Here is a 19,718-nt window from a genome sequence, read left to right as displayed (position 1 = left end):
CGAGAAGGAACGGGTGGTCAACTGGCAATTTGGGGGTGTCAAGCGGCCCTTAGGGACCACCAACCGGCAACTCGACGGAAACCGTAGTCCCTGAGCCCAGCGTAGAGTCGAAGACCATCCGCCCCATATGGCGGCTGATGATGTCCTGGGCGATCGCAAGCCCGAGGCCGCTTCCGGGAACGGCGGCTGCCGTGGCGTTTGAGGCCCGGTAGAACCGCGTGAAGATGTGGGGAAGATCGTGTTCGGGGATCCCCAAGCCTGTGTCCGCCACCTTCACCAGTGCTGCACGGCCACCGTCTGCCGATGCAAACATTGAACTCGTGATGCCCACCCGTCCACCTGCCGGGGTGAACTTGATGGCATTGGCCACGATGTTGGTGAAGACCTGTTCCAGCTTGGCTTCATCGGCGGTAACCTCCACGTCCTCGGTTCCCTCGGTGAAGGACACAGCCACCTGCCGGGACTCTGCCAGTGGCCGCAGGGTGGCCACCACCACCTGGAGGAGCTTGGCAATATCCACCGGTTTGAGGTCCAGGTTGCTTCCGTCCTGCATGGATACGGTCAACATGTCCTCGATGAGCCGGCGGAGCCTGTCGGAGTTCCTGGCGATCACGTCCAGCATCTTGCTGATGCCTTCAGGAACAGGGCCGCCCGAACCGTCCCTGATCATGTCCAGGTAGGCCGTGATCGAAGTCAGGGGAGTCCGGAGTTCATGATTCACCGTTGCCAGGAAGTCCGTCTTGGCCTTGTCCAACTGCCTGAGCTGGTGCAGTACGCGTTGCTGGGCACTGATCAGGTGGCCCTGAATGAGTCCGTGCGCCACATTGCCGGCGACGTGCTGCATCAATGCGATCTCAGGCCGGGTCCAATCGTGCTGTTCCCCCACCGTTGTGAGAAGGATGATGCCCAACGCTGACCCACCTTCGCCCACAGGCAGCAACACCGATGACACGGGGTTGAGCTCGCACGACCACTCTTTCAGCGCCTGGGTGATCCTGGATTCCGGCTGCGTGCGGTGGTCTGTAACCGCCAGAACGTCAGCTTCGGCCCATAGCCTGTTGGCTGTCTCGACGATCAGGTTCTCGCTGTCGCCCAATCTGGCTGGCAGCATAGGCGTGCCCGGCCGGTTCCATTGGGAGCGAATGGAGGGGACACGTTCGTCCCGGAAAGTTGCAAACCAAACATGGTCCATTCCAAGGGCTTCGCCAAAACCCCGGACCACGTGCTCGGCAATCAGCTGGGGATCGTTGGTTTGCCGGATGGCGGACGAGACGTTTCGTAGGCTTTCGCGTAAGGCTTCAATTTCTCCCCGGGACCGTGCACGCTCCCTGGCCCTGCCAATCAGGGTTTCGGCACGGTAGACAAGTTCATCGGCACGCACGGGGTTCATCACATAGTCCACAACGCCCCAGGCCTGGGCTTCTTCAAGGTCTACGGATTCGCCGGCGTTCAGAAGCAGCAGCACGGGAACGCCCGGATTCCGAAGACCATGCGCCAGGGAGTTCTCCACAACCACCACGGACGGACTTTCGGTTTCCAGCCGCGACGCCATGGAAGCGGTGTCTGCGGCGGCGAAAACTTCGAACCCAGCGGCTTTGAGCGCAGCCTTTGTTAAGGCCAAACGATCAGTGTCTGAATCCGCCACGACGGCGGAGCGGGAAGAGTGCTGCACATCGGCCCCGTTCTTACCCACTGAGCCCCCTCCGTTACAACGTTCGTTCACCGTAATTCCAGATTTGGCAACACACTATCAGCGCCACCGCGGGCTTCGGACCCGCAGGGGCATTTGATCCTCATTTGCGTCGCCCTGCAGGGCATTGAGTCGGGGGAGGAGAGCTTTACATTCGGAGCCGGATTCGACAGCCTAGAGAATAAGAGCCGGGGGAGGCCTTGTCCCCCTGCCGCCCGCGAGGAAACGACAAGGAGACCAGTGAACCAACCAGCCGCACCGCAAGACCACCAAGAGGTGGCGTTCGAGTTGGAACTGGAAGAGTCTGGAATCCTGCGGCTGACGTGGCCACGCGGCTCCAGGATCCAGCAGGCGGATGCCCAGCGGGCGATGGACCGGGTCAACGAGCTCTGTGGTGAAGCGCGCCACCCGATGATCGTGGACATGGCCACCACAGCAGACGTCACAAGGGGCGCCCGCTCCGTCTTCGCCAAGCCCTGCCAGGCCTCACGGATCGCCCTCTGGGGTTCGTCCCCCGTGGACAGGGTCATCGCCAACTTCTTCATTGGCATCATGAAACCGCCGTGCCCCACAAGGTTCTTCACCTCCGAAACAGAAGCCCTGCAATGGCTGAAAGAGCATTAGCGCCACTTATATTTGGAGCATGCTGTCCGCGCTTCGGAAATATCTGCTGGTTCCCCGCCTGATCCGGCTTTCCTCGGCCGCGCCCAAGGACCCGCTCACGGCATGGGACCGCTACTGGGGAAACGTCCGATCCACCGGGGCTGCCGGCGATGTGTTGTGGGATTCCGGCAGCTCTCATGAACTTGAGGGTTACGTGCCCAAATTCGCCCGCATGGATCAGTCCCTCCCGGTGGTGGACGTGGGGTGCGGCAACGGCAGCTTCACGCGCTTGCTGGCCCAGCATTTCCCGCACGCGCTTGGGCTCGATTACTCCGCTAACGCCGTGAACCGCGCACGGCAAGAGGCGGGGGACATCATGACGGCGTCATTCGCCGTGTGCGATATGACGGCACCTGACGCTGCGCGGACTGTCGTGACGGCCCTTGAAGCTGCGGGCTGGACAGGCGATGCCAACGTGTTCATCCGAGGTGTATTGCACGTCCTGGACTCCAAAGGAAGGGCCGCCCTGGCCGCAAACCTGTTGCCCGTCGTCGGATCCCGCGGCAGCGTGTTCCTGGCCGAAACCAACTTCCCCGGCACCCCCGTTGATTACGTCAGCCACCTCGGCGCCACCCGTCACTCCATTCCTGCCCCGTTGGAGTGGGCCATCAAGGGCTTGCCGATGCCTGGCCGCTTCGGCGCCGCCCAGCGGGCCAAGGCGTTCCCGACGGCGGACTGGAACCTCCTTGAGGAGGGCGCGACCAGTATCGAGACCCGGCCGCTGAGCAACCCCTCGGACCCTGACCTCATTCCGGGATACTTCGCCCTGCTCCGCGCACGCTAGCGCCGCGCCGGCTAACGCCCGCGCGGGGTGACGCCGCGCCGCTCACCACGAGGAGTGGCACAGGATTCACTGGGGCCGTTGAATTGGAATAAGGTCCGAGTGCCGGTGAACAATCCGCCAGGCGTCGTCCTCGCGGCGGTAGACCTGCGTCGTTCGCATGGTGTAGTCGTCCGGGGCGCCATCAACAATGGCCTGGCTGTGTTCCAACCCAACCGTGTAGGCGAGGCTGCCGCTGGCACCGGCGGCGACAACCTCGAACTCGAACCCGGTGGCGCCGTCGAACCGGTGGGCTTCCTGGCGAAACTTGGGCTCCAGGTCAGTCCAGCCCGCTCCGGAAATGTGCGCACCGAACAGTGTGATGGGGTCAGTGTGGGACCACAAAGCGATGCGCGGTGCCACATCGCCCTTGTGGAGGGCCACCGTCATATCGCGCTGCTTGGGAAGGATCTCGGTCAGGAAGGCCTCGGTCTCCCTTCCTATAGCCTGTCTCTCGCCGGTCATGGGGCCCGTCCGGCCAGCGGGCAACGGAACGCTGGCCTCTCCCGCTGGGAAATCCGCGTGACGATGCACGATCCGCCAGGCATCGTTTTCACGGCGGTAGGCGTGGGTCACCCGCAAGCTGTACTTCCTCGGAGTGCCCTCAACGGTGGTGGTGGTGTGCTCGTAGCCGACAGTGTAGGCAAGGTCCCCGCTGACGCCGGCCGCGATGATCTCAAGATCGAACGAATCCGAGTGCGAGAACCACGAGGCGACGTTCCGGAACACGGGCTCAAGCTCTGCCCGGCCGCTGCCGCTGAGGCTCGCGCCGAAGAGCGTCAGCGGCTCGTTCTCCGACCACAGCGCGAGGCGCGGTCCGGCGTCGCCGTCGTGGATTGCACCGTCCGCGGCCAGCTGCTTTGGAACCATTTCGGCGAGGAAATTATCGGTCTCGGTAGACATCGCCAACTCCATTACAGTGAGACTGTTTTGAATACTGTTAGAATGCATCCAATGGGCGCAAAAATCAAGAGGCCGTACGACTCCACCCGCCGGCAGCAGCAGGCTGCAGAGACACGGCGAAGCATCATCACGGCTGCCAACGAGCTGTTTATTTCGCAGGGATACGGGCAGACCACGGTCAAGCAGGTGGCTGAGCGGGCGGGCGTCGCCGTCGAAACCGTATACGCGGCGTTTGGCACGAAAGCTGCGCTGCTCCGGCACGTTTGGTACGTCGATTTCCGCGGCGACGAGGCAGACGTGACCCTGTACGACAGGGCGGAGATGCAGGCCATCCTGGCCGAACCGGACCTGCCCACAAGGATCCGACGCCACGCCGTATTCGTCACAGCGAGCAATCGGAGGATTGCCCCACTCCTTGAGGCCCTCACGGGAGCAGCAGCGAGCGAGCCCGACGCCGTCGCCATGCTCGGCGAATGGGCCGACCGCCGCTTGGATGTGGCGACGCGCTACGCACACGCTGCGGCTGCCACCGGTCAGCTCGGCGTCACCGAGGAGGAATGCCGCGACGTGTTGTTTGCGACCATGGACGGCACGCTCTGGACCCGGTTCGTAGAGCAGCGCGGCTGGAGCGATGAACGGTTCTCGGACTGGCTTGGCGCGATGTGGATCAGTATGCTCGTCCGGGAGTAGCTACGCGCCGCTACTTGAGCCCCGCTCCAGGAAGAAGTTCCGTGGCGCCCAGCGAGTCGGCAACGAACGCGTAGTCCCAAGCCCGCTCCCGCCACTGAACGTACCGGCCGGACGCTCCGCCGTGGCCGCCGTCCATCTCGATCTTCATGACGATCGGCTCCGAGCCAGTGGATACAGAGCGCAGCGCCTGCACCCATTTGGCCGGTTCCACGTACAGCACGCGGGTGTCGTTGAAGGACGTCACGGCGGCGATCTTGGGGTAGGGCACGCTCCGCACGTTCTCATACGGAGTGTAGGACTTCATGTACGCGTAGGCTTCGGGATCGGTGATCGGGTTGCCCCATTCCTCCCATTCCAAAGCCGACAGGGGGAGCTCGGGGTCCAGGATGCTGGTCAGCGGGTCCACGAACGGCACCTGCGCCACTACTGCAGCGTATTTTTCCGGAGCCATATTGGCGATGGCACCCATGAGCAGGCCGCCAGCGGAACCACCCATGGCCGCAATCCGGGAAGGATCCACCCAGCCGGAAGCAGCAAGCCAGTCGGTGGCAGCGATGAAGTCCGTGAAGGTGTTCTTCTTGGTGAGCTTCTTTCCATCCTCGTACCAGTGACGGCCCAACTCCCCGCCACCGCGTATGTGGGCAATAACCATGACGATCCCGCGGTCCAGCAGCGACAATCGCGCAACGCCAAAGCCCGGGTCCATGCTCATCTCGTACGAGCCATAGCCGTACACCAAGCCAGCGGCCGTGCCGTCCTGCTGTACCGAAGCGTGACGCAGCACTGACAGCGGAATCCGGGTGCCGTCGTCGGCCGTTGCCCACTCACGCGTGGCCACGTAATCCTGCCTGGAGTAGCCGCCCAGTACCGGGCTTTCCTTGCGCAGCAGCAGCTGGCCTGAGGGCAGCTCCGACGTGGGCAGAACAAAGTCGTAGACGCGGGACGGTGTGAAGTAGGAGGTGTAGCCCATACGAATCACAGGGGCCTCGTAGTCGGAACTGGAAACGCCGGCACTGTAGAGCTCTTCGTCGAAGGCCGGCTCCACTGGCGCGGCCTGCTGCGGCGTTCCCAGGCCTGCGAGCGGCAGCACCTGGACACGCTCAATGGTGTCCTTCCGGATGGACAGCACCAGGTGCGTGGAGGTGACGCCCGCACCGTTGACGCGGACGTCGTCGGAATGCCCGACGACGGTCCGCCACTGTTGCTCTGCCAGCGGCTTGGTGAGTTCGGACGGGTCAACCAGGCTCACCATCGAATTGATGGCGTCCTTGTTGTGGGTCAGGAGAAGGGTTTCCTGGCCATCCAGGAGGAAGGGCTCGGCCTCGTAAAGAATGTGCTCCTCACGTGGAATGACCGTGCTGAGTCCGGCGTCGTAATCGTCAAAGCGGAGCAGCCGGGTCTCGCTGAACTCGGAGCAACCGATGCTGAGCACAAGGTGCCGCCGATCGGAGGCGAGATCGAAGCCCAGCCACATGGCGACGTCGTCCTCCTGGTAAAGAACCTCATCCTCGGCAACCGGCGTGCCTAATACGTGGGCCTTGACCTGGTAGGGGCGCCAGGAATCGTCCACCACGGTGTAAAAGATGCGGGTGCCGTCAGGGGAGAAGGCTACGCCATAGAAGATGTTCTCGATGACGTCCGGCAGGAGTTCGCCCGTCCGGAGGTCCTTGATCCGCAACGTGAAGCGTTCATCGCCGGAATTGTCCACGGCGTACGCGTAAAGGTTGCCGTCGATTGTCACGGCAGCGCCACCGATGCTGAAGAACGGCTGGCCCTCGGCTTCCACGTTTCCGTCAAGGAGTACCTGTTCGCCCGGGATCTCCACGCCCGGCTCAACGGATGGCGGAGTCCAGTCGGCCACGGGGTCACCCGTGTTCCGGGCAACTACGCGGCAATGGATGCTGTATTCCTTGCCCTCCACCGAACGGCTGTAATACCACCAGCCATCCTTCCGGCTGGGCACGGACAGGTCAGTCTCCTGCGTGCGGCCCTTGATCTCCTGGAAGATTGCTTCGCGGAGCGGTTCCTGATGGGCGGTCACAGCCTCCTGATAGGCGTTCTCCGCTTTCAGGTGCTCCACTACCTCTGCGGATTCCTTGTCCCGGAGCCACTCGTAGTTGTCCACGAAGACGTCGCCGTGGTGTTCGCGGCGGCTGGGGACGCGTTTGGCAACAGGAGGCCGGGGTGCTGAACCGTTGACAGGGGCAGCGGCAGGCGCGGAGGAAGTGTGGCTCATATGGCAACTCTATAGATGGCCTCTGACACGGAACCACTGATTTCGCTCAGAGCGCCCGGACAAGCTCACTAAGGCCCCGGACGGGAACAACTTGAACCTTCACGTCAGACTCGCGTCATGACTTGGGGTGTCTTCGCACTGCTTAGGAGGCGAGCACCGCTTGGTGCCGTTCCGATTCTTGGAGGGTCAGATGGGTTTGCTTCATGTGCAAGGCCGAACCACGGATTTTGCCTTCGATGTTGAGCTCCTTCTCTGCCTTCAACACGACGGGGCACTGATTGTTGAGCTGCCCGTGGGCTGTACTGACGGAGAAGAGCCCCCCTTCCGCGACGATGGCCAGTAGCGGTAGCTAATCAGTGGATTTATCCGAACATGCCATAACCACCGCAGTGAGTTTGCGGCCCAGAGCTGGAAGCCGGGAAAGGACACCGAACCGCGACCCCAACATAGCTCAAAACAGTGGCTTCCTGGCTGTGTCGGCGGGGCTGGTGGGTGTGGTGAGCTACGCCTGCACCTTGCTCATGGCCAACATGCTGGGGACAGCGGATTACACACAATTCGCCGCCGCCGCGATGATCCTGGGCGTGGTGGGGATCGTGGCCAATGCAATGGTTCCGCTTCCTCTGTCCCACGTGGTCGCCGTGCATCCGGAAGGGTCCGAAGAACGGCGGAACGGCGTGGCCTTCTCGGTCTTCGTGTCTTGTCTGGCGGGAGTTGCCGCGGCGGCCATCACCGGTGGCGTGACTCTCGCGCTTGCCACCCCGGACCTGGCAGCAGCGGTGGCTCTGGCAGCCTTTGTCATTTTTGTCGTGAATGCGCCCGCCGGGTGGCTCCAAGGCGAACTCCGCTTCACTTGGTACGCAATGTCCACCATCGGCGAGGTTGTCTTGCGGTTGATCTTCAGCCTACTGGTGATCCTTATGGCGTGGGGTGCCGGGGGAGCGGTCATCGGTTTTGTCGCGGGGTGCCTGGCACCTCTGGTAGTGCCCTGGTCGTTTTATCGGGATCTCCGTTGGCGTCCGGGGGTGCTGCTTCAGAAGTGGCGGTGGGCCGAAACGAGCGATATTGCATCGGTCCTATGCGTCGTGTCCGTGCTGGTGGGGACCGACGTCGTACTTGTCGGCTTCCTGGACAACGGCTCGGTAGAAGCAGCAGGCTTCCAAGCGCTCGCCACCATTGCAAAGGGGCCTGTTTACGTGGCTGCGGGGACAGCGCTAGTGGCATTTCCCTTGCTTCGCACCCCTGGCGTCAAGGTCAGCGAGGTGCTGGGAGCTTCATTCGCCTCGTTCGGGCAGCTTGTGGTGGTGGCCTTCGCCATCATCGCCACGGCACCGCCACTGATGTCCGGCCTCATAGTTCCGCCGAAGTATCACGGCTCCCTTGGACTCCTGCCATGGCTGGCGGCTTCCGGTCTCGGCTATGCCGTCCTGATGGTGCTCGCCACCATCCTTTTGGCCATGCGTGCCTACCGCCGCTGCCAAATCGGCCTCGCTTGCGCGTGTCTTCTGGTTATCGGCGGGCTGTGGATCGGCTGGCAGGTGAACGCCGTCCCGGGAATGGCCGTGGGATCTGCCGTCGGTGCGGTGACCGCTGGCCTCGTCCTGACACTATTGGCGCGTCCGGTGCTGGCGGCTACCAACCAGGGAAAGGGGACGGGCAGGTTCGCCATCCTGGCGTTCGCCCTGATCGTGGTCCTTGCCGGAGCCGCCCACCTGCAGCCCCTGCTCTGGTTGCTTCTCGCCGGCATCAGCGGAGTCACCGTTCTTGCCCACCAGCGCGGCATGCTGCCGCACAGGAACGACTTCAGGATCTCCCGACGCCGGCAGGCTGGCAGCCGCAGCAAATCTACCGGCCGCCGGTCGAATAGGGCACTTCACCGACGTTCTTCTCCAAGAGGACGCCACTACTCCTGATTCAGCGGAGTTGTAAGGGGCAGGGTGCCCTCCAGAAATGTAGAGATGGGAAGACAGCTTTGAAAGTTTTGCATTTGGGCTTTGAAGATCCGCGAATGCCCGGGGCAGGCGGGGGATCAGTGAGGACGCACGAAATCAATCGCCGTCTGGCGACAAAGGGCTTCCACGTCACAGTGCTGACCACCCGCTATCCGGGCTGGCAGGAACGCATCGAAGACGGCGTGCATTATGTGCCCATCGGCTTCGGAACGGGCAAGCACCGCCTGGCTAGGCTAGTGGCCTATATTGCGCAGCTACCGTTTGAGGTTTGGAAGCGCCGGTCAGCTACAGAGCTGGTGGTGGAGGATTTTTTCGCTCCGTTTTCGACCATGGCCGCACCGCTCTGGACCAAGCGCCCCACCATCGGTGTTGTCCAATGGCTGCACGCCAGGGACAAAGCACGGCAGTACAAGCTGCCCCTGCATTGGATAGAGCGACTGGGCGTGTTGAAGCACCGCAGGCTGATCTCGGTTTCGCAGGGCATCGGTGATCGGTTAAAGGAACTGAACCCGGACCTGCATGTGGACGTCATCGGCAACGGCGTAGATCCCGGAGCCTGGAACAACCAACCCCGGCTGGGGAAGGATGTCCTCTTCATCGGACGACTGGAGTATGGGCACAAGGGCTTGGACCTCCTCCTGGAAGCCTGGGCCCATGCCTGCGAAAGGGTAGAAGGCAAGCTGCTGATTGCCGGTACAGGTCCGGACGAGGAACGGTTGCGCATGTCCGTCCGGGACAAGGGTCTCTCCGGGCGCGTGCAGATGCTCGGGTGGTTGTCCGGGGAAAGGAAGTTCCAGGTTCTCAGCAATGCACGGCTGCTGGTAGTGCCCTCGCGGCACGAAACCTTCGGGCTGGTGGCCATTGACGCGCTCGCGGCAGGCACTCCCGTTATTGCCTTCGACATTCCTTGCTTGAAAGAGATCATCCCGCCGGGTACGGGATGGGTAGTAGAGGCTTTCGATGTTCTGGCACTGGCTGATGAAATTGCCTCCCGTTACTCCCAAACGGGGCTGGAGCACGTGGCTGAGCAAGGGCGGAAGTTTGCCGCCGGTTACAACTGGGATGCGCTCGCCGACAAGCAGGCGCAGGCCTATCGCACTGCTCTTACTGAGCTGAAGAACCCTCAAACCCGGCGGCCACAAGCCGACCACGCCGAAAGGGCTTGAATGCCGCTCCGATCACGAGTCGAACACTCCATGGTGGGCGACGCCCCCTGGCTTTTCCTTTCACCGCATCTGGATGATGCAGTCCTGTCATGCGGCTCGCTTATTGAAGCCCAGGCCAAAGGGCGGCAGATCATCGTGGCCACGCTGTTCACTGAGGCCATGCCATCACCCCACACGCGGGCAGCCCGATCCTTCATGCGCCAATGCACCGCTCCGGACGCTGGGGAATTGTTCCAGGCCAGGCAGTCGGAGGATCGTGCCGTGCTGCAGGACATGGGTGTTCAATCCATCCACCTTGGCGAAGTGGACGCCCTGTTTCGAAAGCGGCGAAAGCCCCCATTGCTGGGGAGCAGCCAGTGGGAGCGGCTGCTCCCGGAGCTCACTCACCGCTACCCCACCTATCGGTTCGACATCGCGATGGGAAGGATCGCCAAGGGTGATCGGGCCCTCATCCGCCGGCTTCGCTCCGACGTCGCCGGACTCATGGCACAAACCAAAGCTCAGCTGTTGTTTTGCCCGGCAGGGGTGGGTAAGCATGTGGACCACCTGATCACCCGGGAGGTAGGCAAAGGACACCCGGACAACGTGGTGATGTACTCAGACTTTCCCTATGATCTGGCTGCCGGCCCCGGACGAAACGCACATGTCCAAATTGGGCTTTGTGCCGTGGACCTGGGACACCGGACTCGATGCAAAAGCCGGGCGGATCAGGCAGTATCCCACGCAGGCAGATGCCCTGTTCCCCAGCGGAGTAATCCCACTGAAACCGGAAACGTACTTTGTGCCTGGGCACCTCGATGCCGATTAGCCATCTGGTTCACACTCACATTTCTTCTGGTTCAGTACTTTTTCGCTTCACATAAGGGTCATTATGAATTCGCTTTACCAACTCCACGTCAATGCCTCGGGTGGGCGGGCGCGGAGGTCTGCACATGCCTCCCAGCGGGCATTGCGGGGACACTTGTGGGTTGCAGCCGTTGTAGGCTTGCTGGCCACGGTCTTCCGGGTGTTCGGTGTTCAACGGGCCAATGACGTTTTCATTGACGAAGTAACCTACGCGGACGTTGCAATGCAGATAGCTGATGGCCACATGCCATCAATCCTTGGCACCCCGTTTTTCCTGCATCCTCCGGGTTCTTACGCCCTCAACGCACTGGTCATCCGCGTGCTGGGACTCCAAGGCAACTCTACGGACTTGGCGTTGCAGTTGCGCTGGGTCAATAGTGTTCTCGGAGCAGTTGCGGTTGTTGTCTGTTTCCTGTTGGTTCGCCGTCTTGTGGGTGTTGGACCTGCTGCCGTGGCTGGCGTCATTCTGGCCAGCGACCCGTTTGTCCTTCGCATGGATGGGCGATTGATGATGGAGACTCCAGCTGGCCTGGCGGTCTTATCGGGATGGCTATTGGTCCTGTTGCTGCTCGACCGTAAGTCGGGGAGAAGCCGCCTGTGGCTTGAAATCAGCGCCGGATTGGTCTTCGGACTAGCCATCGTCATGAAAGACATGACTGCTGTGTTCACAGTGGTTCCGTTGCTCGCCTCGGTGGTCTGGCGTAGAACCGTGCCCGTCCAAACAGCCTTGCGAATCCTCGCCTGCTCCACAGTTCCCTATCTGGTTTATCTGGGTTTGATCGCTGCCAGCGGGCTGATTCCGCAGTTCATTGAACAAAAATCGGTGGGCGTCCTGAGGATGATGGGCGTCGTTCAGATGACAGGCTTCAATTCAGTCCACAGCGTGAGCCTTGCAGACCGGCTCATTGACCTGGCCGGACGCTTCGGCACCAGCTATCTGCTTCTGGGCCTTTCCGTGGTGGCTGGGGCAGTGACTGCTATGTCTCCGCTGGTGGAACGGCGGGCTATTGGCTTGTTCTCGCTTTTTACCGGCTTGGTGGGTATCTACTCCGTCTTCTTCGGGGCGGCAGAGGAACAGTTTGGCTACTGTGTGGTGCTGTCTGCCCTGGTTTCGGTGCCCGTAGCCGCTGTGATGGTGGTGAAATGGCGCGCCCGCCTGCGGGCGCCCGTTGTGGCTGCCGCAGCAATCATGACCATACTCAGCCTCTTTCTGGGTGTTCAGGCAAGATCAGTCGTCGATGACGGGCTTGTCCGTGCCCGGGACTGGATGAACGCCGAGCTGCCCTTGTCCTCCAAGGTGGGTTTGACGTCAGTAACTGCTGAGTTCGCGCTCATGCCGCATGAGGGGTGGGAGGTCCTGCCATCCTTGCAGTCCCTGCATGACCGCGAGGCGCAGTATGTCCTCACACAGGGGAGGCAACTGAGTGAGGGGTACGGCTTCGCCGCACCTGAGTTCCTGGACTGGCTTCAGGACAACGCCCAAGCGGTTTTCACTTTCAGGGGACCAACGTCCGGTGACACCGTGGTGTGGCAATTGGACCGCGCAAAATTGGACGCCGCTGTGGCGGGAGGGCTGAGCTTCCCTCCCGTGACCGGCGGCTACCCGTGAGAAGCCTGCTTCGTGTGGTCTTGCTGTTGATGATGACAACACCTGTGATCGTCGGTTGCAGTGTGCAGACCCAGCCGGCGGCAGAGCTCCTGTCTTTTGGGGTTCTGGGTGCCACGTGCACTCCTGAACGCCTCGCAGAACTTCGCGAGGGCCGGCGTATCCGTAGTGGAATTGCCCTTGGCCTGGGATCGGTACCAACCGGGAGCCGGAGGGGTGGACCATCACTACGTGGCGGAGGTTCGTGAACGACTGAACCGCTGCCATGAGGCTGGCATGGCTGTGGTTCTGTCCCCTGGTCTGCATTACGCGCCTGATTGGGTAAGAGGTCTGCCCGGAGGTGTGCTGCGGGGAAGCGCAGGAGGAACGCCAAAGGACCAGGGTTCCGAGCTCATATTCAGTGCCGATGTGCGGGATGCGGCGCAAAAGTACTTGGCCCTTGTTGCGTCGGACTTGGGGTTTGAGGGCGTAGCAGCAATACGAGTAGGGACGAATGCCAGCGGGGAGCTAGGGTACCCAGGGCCCGGTGACGGTGGAAATGAACGCGAGTACTGGGCATTTGGTGACGCCCCCCAGTACGGCATCGGTTTAGCTGAAGGCGTTGCGCCTTCTCCCATGCCGGGGTGGATTCCGGGCGCCAGCTCATGGCACGGGCGGTCCGTAACTGATGAGCAGGTCCAACGGTGGTGGGACTGGTATGCCGGATCTGCGGTGGACGCAGCCGTATGGCAGATACGCGAGCTGAGGAAACTTGGGTATCAAGGGCGCTTGCATGTCCCCGTAGCGGGTCGGGGAGTCTTGCCGAATGACAAAGCAACAGCCATAAAAGGACGCTTGGATGGCCGGGCCAATCCGGATGGCGCCCAAGAACGCGGTCTGGACTACGCTGTTCAATTCGCTGCGCTCGCGGCTTTACCGGGGGTGGATGTGGACTTCACGGGCTTGGATGACATATCGGCCGTGAGTGCAGCCGCTGCCGTTCCGCGGCAAGATCAGTGCCTCCCCACTGACGACGAGAGCATGCTGATGGAAGATGTCTCACAATGGTCCTCCCACAGGTACATCAGCGCCTTGGCTCGGCGAGCCGTGCTGGGACTGGTCGGTGAAAACCCCGGTCCTCCGGATGCACCTTTCACCGGCGGCTCACCGCAATCGCACAGCCTAGCCGAACAATTGCGCACTGCTCCGGCGTACGCGGTGCAATGTGGGATGACGACGTTCCTGTTCGGCTTCGAAGAGAACCTCTTTGATGAGGAAGGCAGCGGTGTCACCACTGAGGACTACAAAGAAGTCATCCAGCGGTTGCAGTCCCCGGCTCAGCAGTGACGCCCCGAAACGGTCGGAGCTATAGGGGCGCGGCACCAAAGAAGATCCAAAGTTCACGTCACGTCCGCCGAGGTTCGCTCACTCAACGAATGGACAGCCTCGTCGCATCCAGGCCAAAAAACAGAGGAGATTGACACCCGTGCCTAAATTCAAACGCACTATTAACTTCGGCTGGCCCTCTCGGGACGTCACACGTCACGCATTGGCCGCGGCCGGGTATGCAACAGACGGTGAGCGCCGGAAAGGACGCGTTGCCCGCAGCACGCCCGCTATTAGCAGTCCTGTGTTTGTTCTTTGTGTCCTCGCGTCAACCGCTGTCCCAGCAGCAGCTGCTCCCCTTCAAGGTGCCGCAGCCTTGACGGTCACATCGTCGTCGTGTTCGTTAAGCGGTGCCACGGGTAGCAGTTCGACCAGCATTTATGGCGTCACTGCCACTCCGAACGATGCCCTCGACGATACTGCAAGTATCCAAGGCAGAATTAACGCGGCCGGAATTGCTGGCGGGGGAGTGGTAAAAATTCCTGCGGGCACGTTCATTATCAATGGCAAGTTGCGGATGGAGAGCAATGTAAAGCTTGAAGGTGTGGGCCCTGAAACGATCCTGAAAGCTGGTCCTTCGTTCACTGGTAACTACGGCCCCGCTGGCGGATATCCCATCGTGACGACAGCAGGCGCAGACAACACAACCCTCTCGAACTTCACGGCAGACCAGTCAGGTGACTCATTGAACGGGAATGTGTCTGGCCGCCTGAATGAGTACGTGATTGACGTCCGCAATTCAATGAATTCACTCGTCCAAAGCGTTCATACGAGGAACCCTTTTACGTACTCCATCGCATTTGTTGGTGGTCAGAAGTGGTGTGTTAAGGACAGCAGTACACAGTCGGCAACCGACGGAAAGTACGTCGAATTGGATGGCATTCATGCGATGAACACAAGCAACGGGGACATTGTTGGAAACGTAGTGGACCAGCGCAAAGGCACTGACGGAGACGACGGCATCGCCGTTCACACCTACGGCGATGAGGACGTTCATGACATCAGGATTGCCAATAACAACGTGCGTGGAGGCCGTCACGGCGCCGGGATTGACCTTGCTGGAGGATCCGGGGCCGTTTACAACATTGACATCACTGGCAACACCGTCTGGGGCTCACCTCGGGGTTTGCACGACGCCTACTACGACGGTACGAAGCAAATCCACCACATCCAGATCGTAGGGAATACCTTCAAAAACAACGACATCAAGTCCACCGGCGGGGCGGTGGACTTCGAGCGCCCGGTGACTTACGTGACGATGACAGACAACACGGCATGCAATTCAGGTGATTACCGCCTTCCGGCCGGCACCGGGAATGTAAATGCCCGCAACATTCAAAGCGCGGTGTGCTGACGCGCGGATGAAGCCGGGCAACTGCTGTGCATCACCCCCCAACACTGAAGTTGCTGGTCACTCTAAGCGGAGGGCATTGGCCAGGGACACCCGGTTCCTGCCCGCGGCCTTGGCTGCGTAAAGCGCGAGGTCGGCTTCACGCAGGAGTTGCTCGGTTCCGGCGCGGTGTCCATCAGCGAACGCCGACACTCCAGCGCTGATGGTGAGGATCCCATCGGGGTCGCCGGAGTGCTCGATCTGCAGCGCATGCACGGCCGCCCGGACCCGTTCCATCACAACTTCAGCCCCAGCCGCCGTCTGCTCACGAAGGACCAAAAGGAACTCCTCGCCCCCAAACCTGTATACGCCGTCGGACTGGCGGACCTCGCCGGCGAGGGTCGAGGCGATGGCCACCAGGGCGGCGTCTCCTGCCTGGTGGCCGTAAATATCGTTGTAGCGCTTGAAGTTGTCCACATCCACCATCGCCAGACAGTAATCCCGCGAGTAGCGGTCGCTTCTGCTGTGCAATTGGCCAAGGTCTTCCGTCAGCTTGAGTCTGTTGTGCAGCTTGGTCAGGGGGTCTGTGCGGGCCTGTTTGGTCAGCGCCGAACGATACTTGGCGAGGTCTGCGTGCAGCGAGGTGATCCGTTGCGCGGCCAGGAGGCGGATGTGCAGGTTGAACGGGTCAAGCGGTTTGGTGACGTAATCGTCCGCGCCGGCCTCCATGCCTGCCAGGACATCTTTTCGCGAACCGTGGGACGTCACCAGGATGACGTACGTGTAGGTGTCCTCCTCATGCGCGCGGATCGCCCTACAAAGATCCAGGCCGTTCAGCCCCGGCATCATCAGGTCCGTCACCACAGCTGCCGGGGCGTGTTCCTGGTAAAGCTCCCAGGCCGAGTCGCCGTCCACTGCCACGATGCAATCATGACCGGATTGCTCGACGGCGGCTTTGGTGATCATTCGGGAGATCTGGTCGTCGTCGGCGATCAATACTTTCATGGGGCTCCCAGTAGTGTGCGCTCAAGTGCCCCATCCACTCGAGCGAGTTCCGATTTTAGTTCTTCGAGTACATGCGTTCCGTGCGCTTCAAAACCCGGGACTGCCTCACGTCCAAGTCGTTCCAAGTCCTTGGCCAGGATTGCGGCACCCGTAGCGCCGATGTTGCCGGCCGCACCCGCGAGTTTGTGGGCGGCGGCCTCCACAGCGTCGGCCTGCTGGCCCTCCAGGCCTGAACGAATTGACTCCTGTGCACGCTGGGCTTCTTCGCGGAAAGCCCGGATGGCGTCAGGCAGCAGGCCCAAACCGTCCGCCGGTCCAAGTTCGCGGAGGATCTGCAGCCGGTCCTCATCGAGGACGGTGACGTCAGGGTCGGCAACGTCAGCGAGGACAGCGGCCTCCGCGTCTGAACCATTTGAGACAACAACGTTCGACGGCGGTGCTTCCGCCCGCTGCTCCTGCGGGACCCACCTTGCCAGGATGTCGCGGAGCTTGTCCAGGTCAACCGGCTTGCTGATGTAATCGTCCATGCCAGCCGCGAAACACCGCTCGCGGTCCTCGTTCAGCGCCCCGGCCGTCATGGCAATGATGGGAATCCTCACGGTTTTGGAGTCACGGGAGCGAATGGTCTTTGTGGCCTCAAAACCGTCCATCACCGGCATGTGGCAGTCCATGAGAATGGCAGCGTAGTTTCCGGTGAGCGTCGCAGCAACGGCTTGAGCGCCGTCGTCGACGATGTCCACTTGGTAGCCGAGCCTGTTCGCCATCCCGCGGGCCACCAGCTGGTTGACCTCGTTGTCTTCGGCCACCAGAAGCTTGCCCAACCGGAGTTCCGGGTTCTCGGATGGCGACTCGGGCTGCATTGCATAGGGGAGCGCGGTGCCTGCATTGCCGATCGTTCTCGTTGCCACGAGCCGTAGCAGCCGGTTGTAGAACTCGGAGCTCCGGACGGGCTTGGTGAGGTACTCGCGGATGCCTGCGGAGGTGAGATCGGCCTTGTCCACTTGCATGGTGGAGGTCAGGAGAATGATCCCCGGGCCGCCCGAGCCGTTGCTCTCTTCCTTGATCTGGCGGGCCAATTCCAGGCCATCGGTATCGGGCATGCACATGTCCACCACGGCGATGTCATAGGGGTGGTGGTCCGAAACGGCCGAACGGTATTCGTCCATGGCAGTGCGCGCATCTGCGACTGCCACCGGCTGCATTCCCCAGCTTGCGAGCTGGGTCTCCAGCACCAAACGGTTGGTGGCGTTGTCGTCCACCACGAGGACTTTTCGTCCCGCGAGCGAGGCAGGCAGGATTCCGGTGTCCGTAGCCGGAGGGCCGACGGGCAGGTCCAGGACAAACCAGAATTTGCTGCCCACACCCATTTCACTGTCAAGCCCTATTTCGCCGCCCATCACTTCGGTCAGCCGCCGGGAGATGGCAAGACCGAGGCCCGTGCCGCCGTAACGGCGGGTGGTGGAAGCGTCTGCCTGCGCGAAGGATTCGAACAGTCGGTGGTGGTCCTCAGTGCTGATGCCGATTCCGGTGTCTCGGACTTCAAACCGCAGGGAGGCTTGGTTCGAATCCTGGCTGACTACTGAAACCTGGATCTCCACCTCGCCGGCTGGAGTGAACTTGACCGCGTTGGATGACAGGTTCAGCAGGATCTGGCGAATCCGCCCGGAATCGCCCATGAGCCGTTCAGGCACGTTGGGGTGACAGTAGGAGATCAGCTCAAGTTCCTTGCTTTGGGCCTGCTCGGCTACCAGCCCTGCAACTTCTTCCACCAGCGCGCGCGGATCGAATGCCGTGATGTCCAGGTCCACTTTCCCGGCTTCCAGCTTGGAGAAGTCCAGGATGTCGTTGATCAGCGTGAGGAGGACCTCGCCTGCGCCCTTGACCCCTTGGGCGTATTGCCGTTGGACTTCGTTAAGGCGCGTGTCCAGCATCAGTGATGTCAGACCGATTACAGCATTGAGGGGGGTCCGGATCTCGTGGCTCATAGTGGCCAGGAACTCCGACTTGAGCCTGCTCGATTCCAAGGCTGCTTCCCGGGCGGCCAACAGTTCGGATTCCGCAGCTTTGCGTTCCGTGATGTCCCGGGAAATTGTGGCCACGCCCCAGATGCCCGATTCATTGCGGACGGGGGAGAGTGTCACGGAGACCGGAATGGTGGTCCCGTCCCCGCGTTTGCGAAGGGTTTCAAAGTTCTGGACGTTACCACTTTCGGCGGTTGTTCGGAGGGCCTCGTGTTCATCGTTCTGCAATTCCTCCGGGACAAAGAAATCGCTGTTCCGGCCGATGGCCTCCGCCGCCGTATAACCAAAAATCCTCTCTGCCCCCGGATTCCAACTGAGGATCTCTCCCTCACGTGTCTTGCCGATGATGGCGTCGCCGGAGGAGTTTACGATTGCCCCCAAGCCCTCCAGTTCGGCCGTGCGGGCCGCCACTTTGGACTCAAGGTCCCGCGTCAGCGTCACATTCTCGACGACGATCAGCACTTGCCGCACGATGACGAAGGCCAGGACAGACAGGCCCGTGATCAGCAGGATGGGGTCTGCCAGGTTGATGGCCCGGCTGCGGTTGAAAAGGACTGCGCCGAAAACGGGAATGTATGGCAGAAGTTCCAAGGCCGCAGCGTACGTTCGTCCATCTTTCTTGCTGCTGCTGGCCTCCGGAGCCAGGGGGCTGAACCCGACGAGCAGGAAAGCTGCTACCCAGCCGAGTGCCAAGGGGGATCCGGTCACACCTGTGACGCCTTCGGCGGTAAGCCGTACGTAGGTCAGGTCAGTCAACGCGAGCACCAGGAAGCCCAGGCCCAGGCACAGCCACGGAAGGCGCCGGCCACGGGCTGCGCGCATGGTCAGGACGATCACCAGCGAGACCATTACCACGTCAACGAAGGGGTAGGCCAGAGTGGTCAGGAAGGCCAGTGGGTCAACGTTGCCTGCCGCGATCAACGGCCCCAGGACTGCGCCCCACGCGATGAAGAGAACCGCGCTGGCCACCGTTCCGACGTCCAGGACGGTGCGGACAACTGACATGCGGACGCTGCCGCCCTTGGAAAGCAGGACAAGCCCGACGGCGACCGGCAGCGCGTAGCCGACGAATCCGACGTCGGAAGCTGATGGGAAGGGGTAGGCGTGGTCCAGCACTATGCCGTTGAAGGTCCAAAGAGCTTGGCCGCAGGACCAAAGAGCCAACCCTGCAACAACGAACCATCGGGCCTTTGTGTTGCCGTGGCCCCGCAGAGCGGCACTGGTGTGGGTCATCAGCGCAGTCAGTGCGGCGGTAAGTATCGCCAGGTCGCCTGCAAGTTGGGCTGTGGGTGTCCCGATCCCGCTGCCGAGCCCGGCGGCCAGGAGGACCGCGCACATTCCGACTGCTACAAGGAAAAGCGGCATACCCTGCCTCGCCCACGAGCGCACCGGAAGAACCTCGTGCTTCACTCCTGCCACTGAACC

The 19,718-nt window shown here is 61.7% G+C and carries 14 protein-coding genes and 1 pseudogene; 10 read left to right on the top strand and 5 right to left on the bottom strand.

The genetic code is table 11. From position 1 onward, the window contains the following. Positions 1–49 precede the first annotated feature (49 nt). Positions 50–1,693 carry an ATP-binding protein gene (locus LDP01_RS09535; RefSeq protein WP_224088707.1) on the bottom strand — a complete coding sequence of 548 codons (1,644 nt, stop codon included), beginning with the start codon at positions 1,691–1,693 and terminating at the stop codon, positions 50–52. Positions 1,694–1,930: 237 nt separating this feature from the next. Between LDP01_RS09535 and LDP01_RS09530 the strand changes: the two genes are divergently transcribed. Together LDP01_RS09530 and LDP01_RS09525 are read left to right on the top strand one after the other, a co-directional pair. Further along, the gene (locus LDP01_RS09530) at positions 1,931–2,314 is read left to right on the top strand and encodes a DUF7793 family protein (protein WP_224088706.1); all 384 of its coding nucleotides are present in this window, start codon (positions 1,931–1,933) and stop codon (positions 2,312–2,314) included. Between the two features lie 19 nt (positions 2,315–2,333). Further along, positions 2,334–3,137, top strand: coding sequence for a class I SAM-dependent methyltransferase (locus LDP01_RS09525; RefSeq protein ID WP_224088705.1), 804 nt, complete (start codon positions 2,334–2,336; stop codon positions 3,135–3,137). Between the two features lie 66 nt (positions 3,138–3,203). Here the strand turns inward: LDP01_RS09525 and LDP01_RS09520 are convergent, their stop codons facing one another. Continuing rightward, positions 3,204–4,076, bottom strand: coding sequence for a nuclear transport factor 2 family protein (locus tag LDP01_RS09520; protein WP_224088704.1), 873 nt, complete (start codon positions 4,074–4,076; stop codon positions 3,204–3,206). A 51-nt stretch (positions 4,077–4,127) separates the two neighbouring features. Here LDP01_RS09520 and LDP01_RS09515 point away from each other — a divergent pair, with 51 nt between their 5' ends. Further along, positions 4,128–4,766, top strand: coding sequence for a TetR/AcrR family transcriptional regulator (locus tag LDP01_RS09515; RefSeq protein ID WP_224088703.1), 639 nt, complete (start codon positions 4,128–4,130; stop codon positions 4,764–4,766). A 10-nt stretch (positions 4,767–4,776) separates the two neighbouring features. Here LDP01_RS09515 and LDP01_RS09510 read toward each other — a convergent pair whose 3' ends face one another. Beyond that, on the bottom strand, positions 4,777–7,002 hold the full coding sequence (locus LDP01_RS09510; protein WP_224088702.1) for a S9 family peptidase: 2,226 nt from the start codon (positions 7,000–7,002) through the stop codon (positions 4,777–4,779). Positions 7,003–7,358: 356 nt separating this feature from the next. Here LDP01_RS09510 and LDP01_RS09505 point away from each other — a divergent pair, with 356 nt between their 5' ends. The 7 genes and pseudogenes from LDP01_RS09505 (at position 7,359) to LDP01_RS09475 (ending at position 15,291) form a co-directional block, all read left to right on the top strand. Beyond that, positions 7,359–8,915: a lipopolysaccharide biosynthesis protein gene (locus LDP01_RS09505; protein ID WP_346658878.1), complete on the top strand. Its 1,557-nt coding sequence runs from the start codon at positions 7,359–7,361 to the stop codon at positions 8,913–8,915. Between the two features lie 119 nt (positions 8,916–9,034). Next, positions 9,035–10,120 carry a glycosyltransferase family 4 protein gene (locus LDP01_RS09500; RefSeq protein ID WP_346658877.1) on the top strand — a complete coding sequence of 362 codons (1,086 nt, stop codon included), beginning with the start codon at positions 9,035–9,037 and terminating at the stop codon, positions 10,118–10,120. Next, positions 10,121–10,624: pseudogene (locus LDP01_RS09495) on the top strand (PIG-L family deacetylase); the annotation flags it as partial. It abuts the gene before it with no gap. Between the two features lie 106 nt (positions 10,625–10,730). Continuing rightward, positions 10,731–10,928 carry a hypothetical protein gene (locus LDP01_RS09490; RefSeq protein ID WP_224091190.1) on the top strand — a complete coding sequence of 66 codons (198 nt, stop codon included), beginning with the start codon at positions 10,731–10,733 and terminating at the stop codon, positions 10,926–10,928. 63 nt (positions 10,929–10,991) lie between these two features. Next, positions 10,992–12,575, top strand: a complete 1,584-nt coding sequence (locus LDP01_RS09485) for an ArnT family glycosyltransferase (RefSeq protein WP_224088697.1) — start codon at positions 10,992–10,994, stop codon at positions 12,573–12,575. A 108-nt stretch (positions 12,576–12,683) separates the two neighbouring features. Continuing rightward, on the top strand, positions 12,684–13,898 hold the full coding sequence (locus LDP01_RS09480) for a hypothetical protein (RefSeq protein WP_224088695.1): 1,215 nt from the start codon (positions 12,684–12,686) through the stop codon (positions 13,896–13,898). Between the two features lie 355 nt (positions 13,899–14,253). After that, positions 14,254–15,291 (top strand): right-handed parallel beta-helix repeat-containing protein, encoded by a 1,038-nt coding sequence (locus tag LDP01_RS09475; protein ID WP_224088693.1) that lies wholly within the window; start codon positions 14,254–14,256, stop codon positions 15,289–15,291. Positions 15,292–15,348: 57 nt separating this feature from the next. Here LDP01_RS09475 and LDP01_RS09470 read toward each other — a convergent pair whose 3' ends face one another. Together LDP01_RS09470 and LDP01_RS09465 are read right to left on the bottom strand one after the other, a co-directional pair. Further along, positions 15,349–16,272 carry a GGDEF domain-containing protein gene (locus LDP01_RS09470; RefSeq protein WP_224088691.1) on the bottom strand — a complete coding sequence of 308 codons (924 nt, stop codon included), beginning with the start codon at positions 16,270–16,272 and terminating at the stop codon, positions 15,349–15,351. Next, the gene (locus LDP01_RS09465) at positions 16,269–19,712 is read right to left on the bottom strand and encodes a response regulator (RefSeq protein ID WP_224088689.1); all 3,444 of its coding nucleotides are present in this window, start codon (positions 19,710–19,712) and stop codon (positions 16,269–16,271) included. Before LDP01_RS09465 ends, LDP01_RS09470 begins: the two co-directional genes overlap by 4 nt. Positions 19,713–19,718 lie beyond the last annotated feature (6 nt).

Origin of the sequence: Arthrobacter sp. StoSoilB13, from assembly GCF_019977255.1 — a bacterium.
Taxonomy (GTDB): Bacteria; Actinomycetota; Actinomycetes; order Actinomycetales; family Micrococcaceae; genus Arthrobacter.
This window is presented reverse-complemented; position numbering and strand designations above follow the sequence as displayed.

Excerpts from the sequence above, each read along its gene's own strand:
- LDP01_RS09525 (WP_224088705.1), top strand. The coding sequence starts at position 2,334 with ATGCTGTCCGCGCTTCGGAAATATCTGCTGGTTCCCCGCCTGATCCGG.
- LDP01_RS09520 (WP_224088704.1), bottom strand. The coding sequence starts at position 4,076 with ATGTCTACCGAGACCGATAATTTCCTCGCCGAAATGGTTCCAAAGCAG.
- LDP01_RS09515 (WP_224088703.1), top strand. The coding sequence starts at position 4,128 with ATGGGCGCAAAAATCAAGAGGCCGTACGACTCCACCCGCCGGCAGCAG.
- LDP01_RS09510 (WP_224088702.1), bottom strand. The coding sequence starts at position 7,002 with ATGAGCCACACTTCCTCCGCGCCTGCCGCTGCCCCTGTCAACGGTTCA.
- LDP01_RS09490 (WP_224091190.1), top strand. The coding sequence starts at position 10,731 with ATGATCTGGCTGCCGGCCCCGGACGAAACGCACATGTCCAAATTGGGC.
- LDP01_RS09485 (WP_224088697.1), top strand. The coding sequence starts at position 10,992 with ATGAATTCGCTTTACCAACTCCACGTCAATGCCTCGGGTGGGCGGGCG.
- LDP01_RS09470 (WP_224088691.1), bottom strand. The coding sequence starts at position 16,272 with ATGAAAGTATTGATCGCCGACGACGACCAGATCTCCCGAATGATCACC.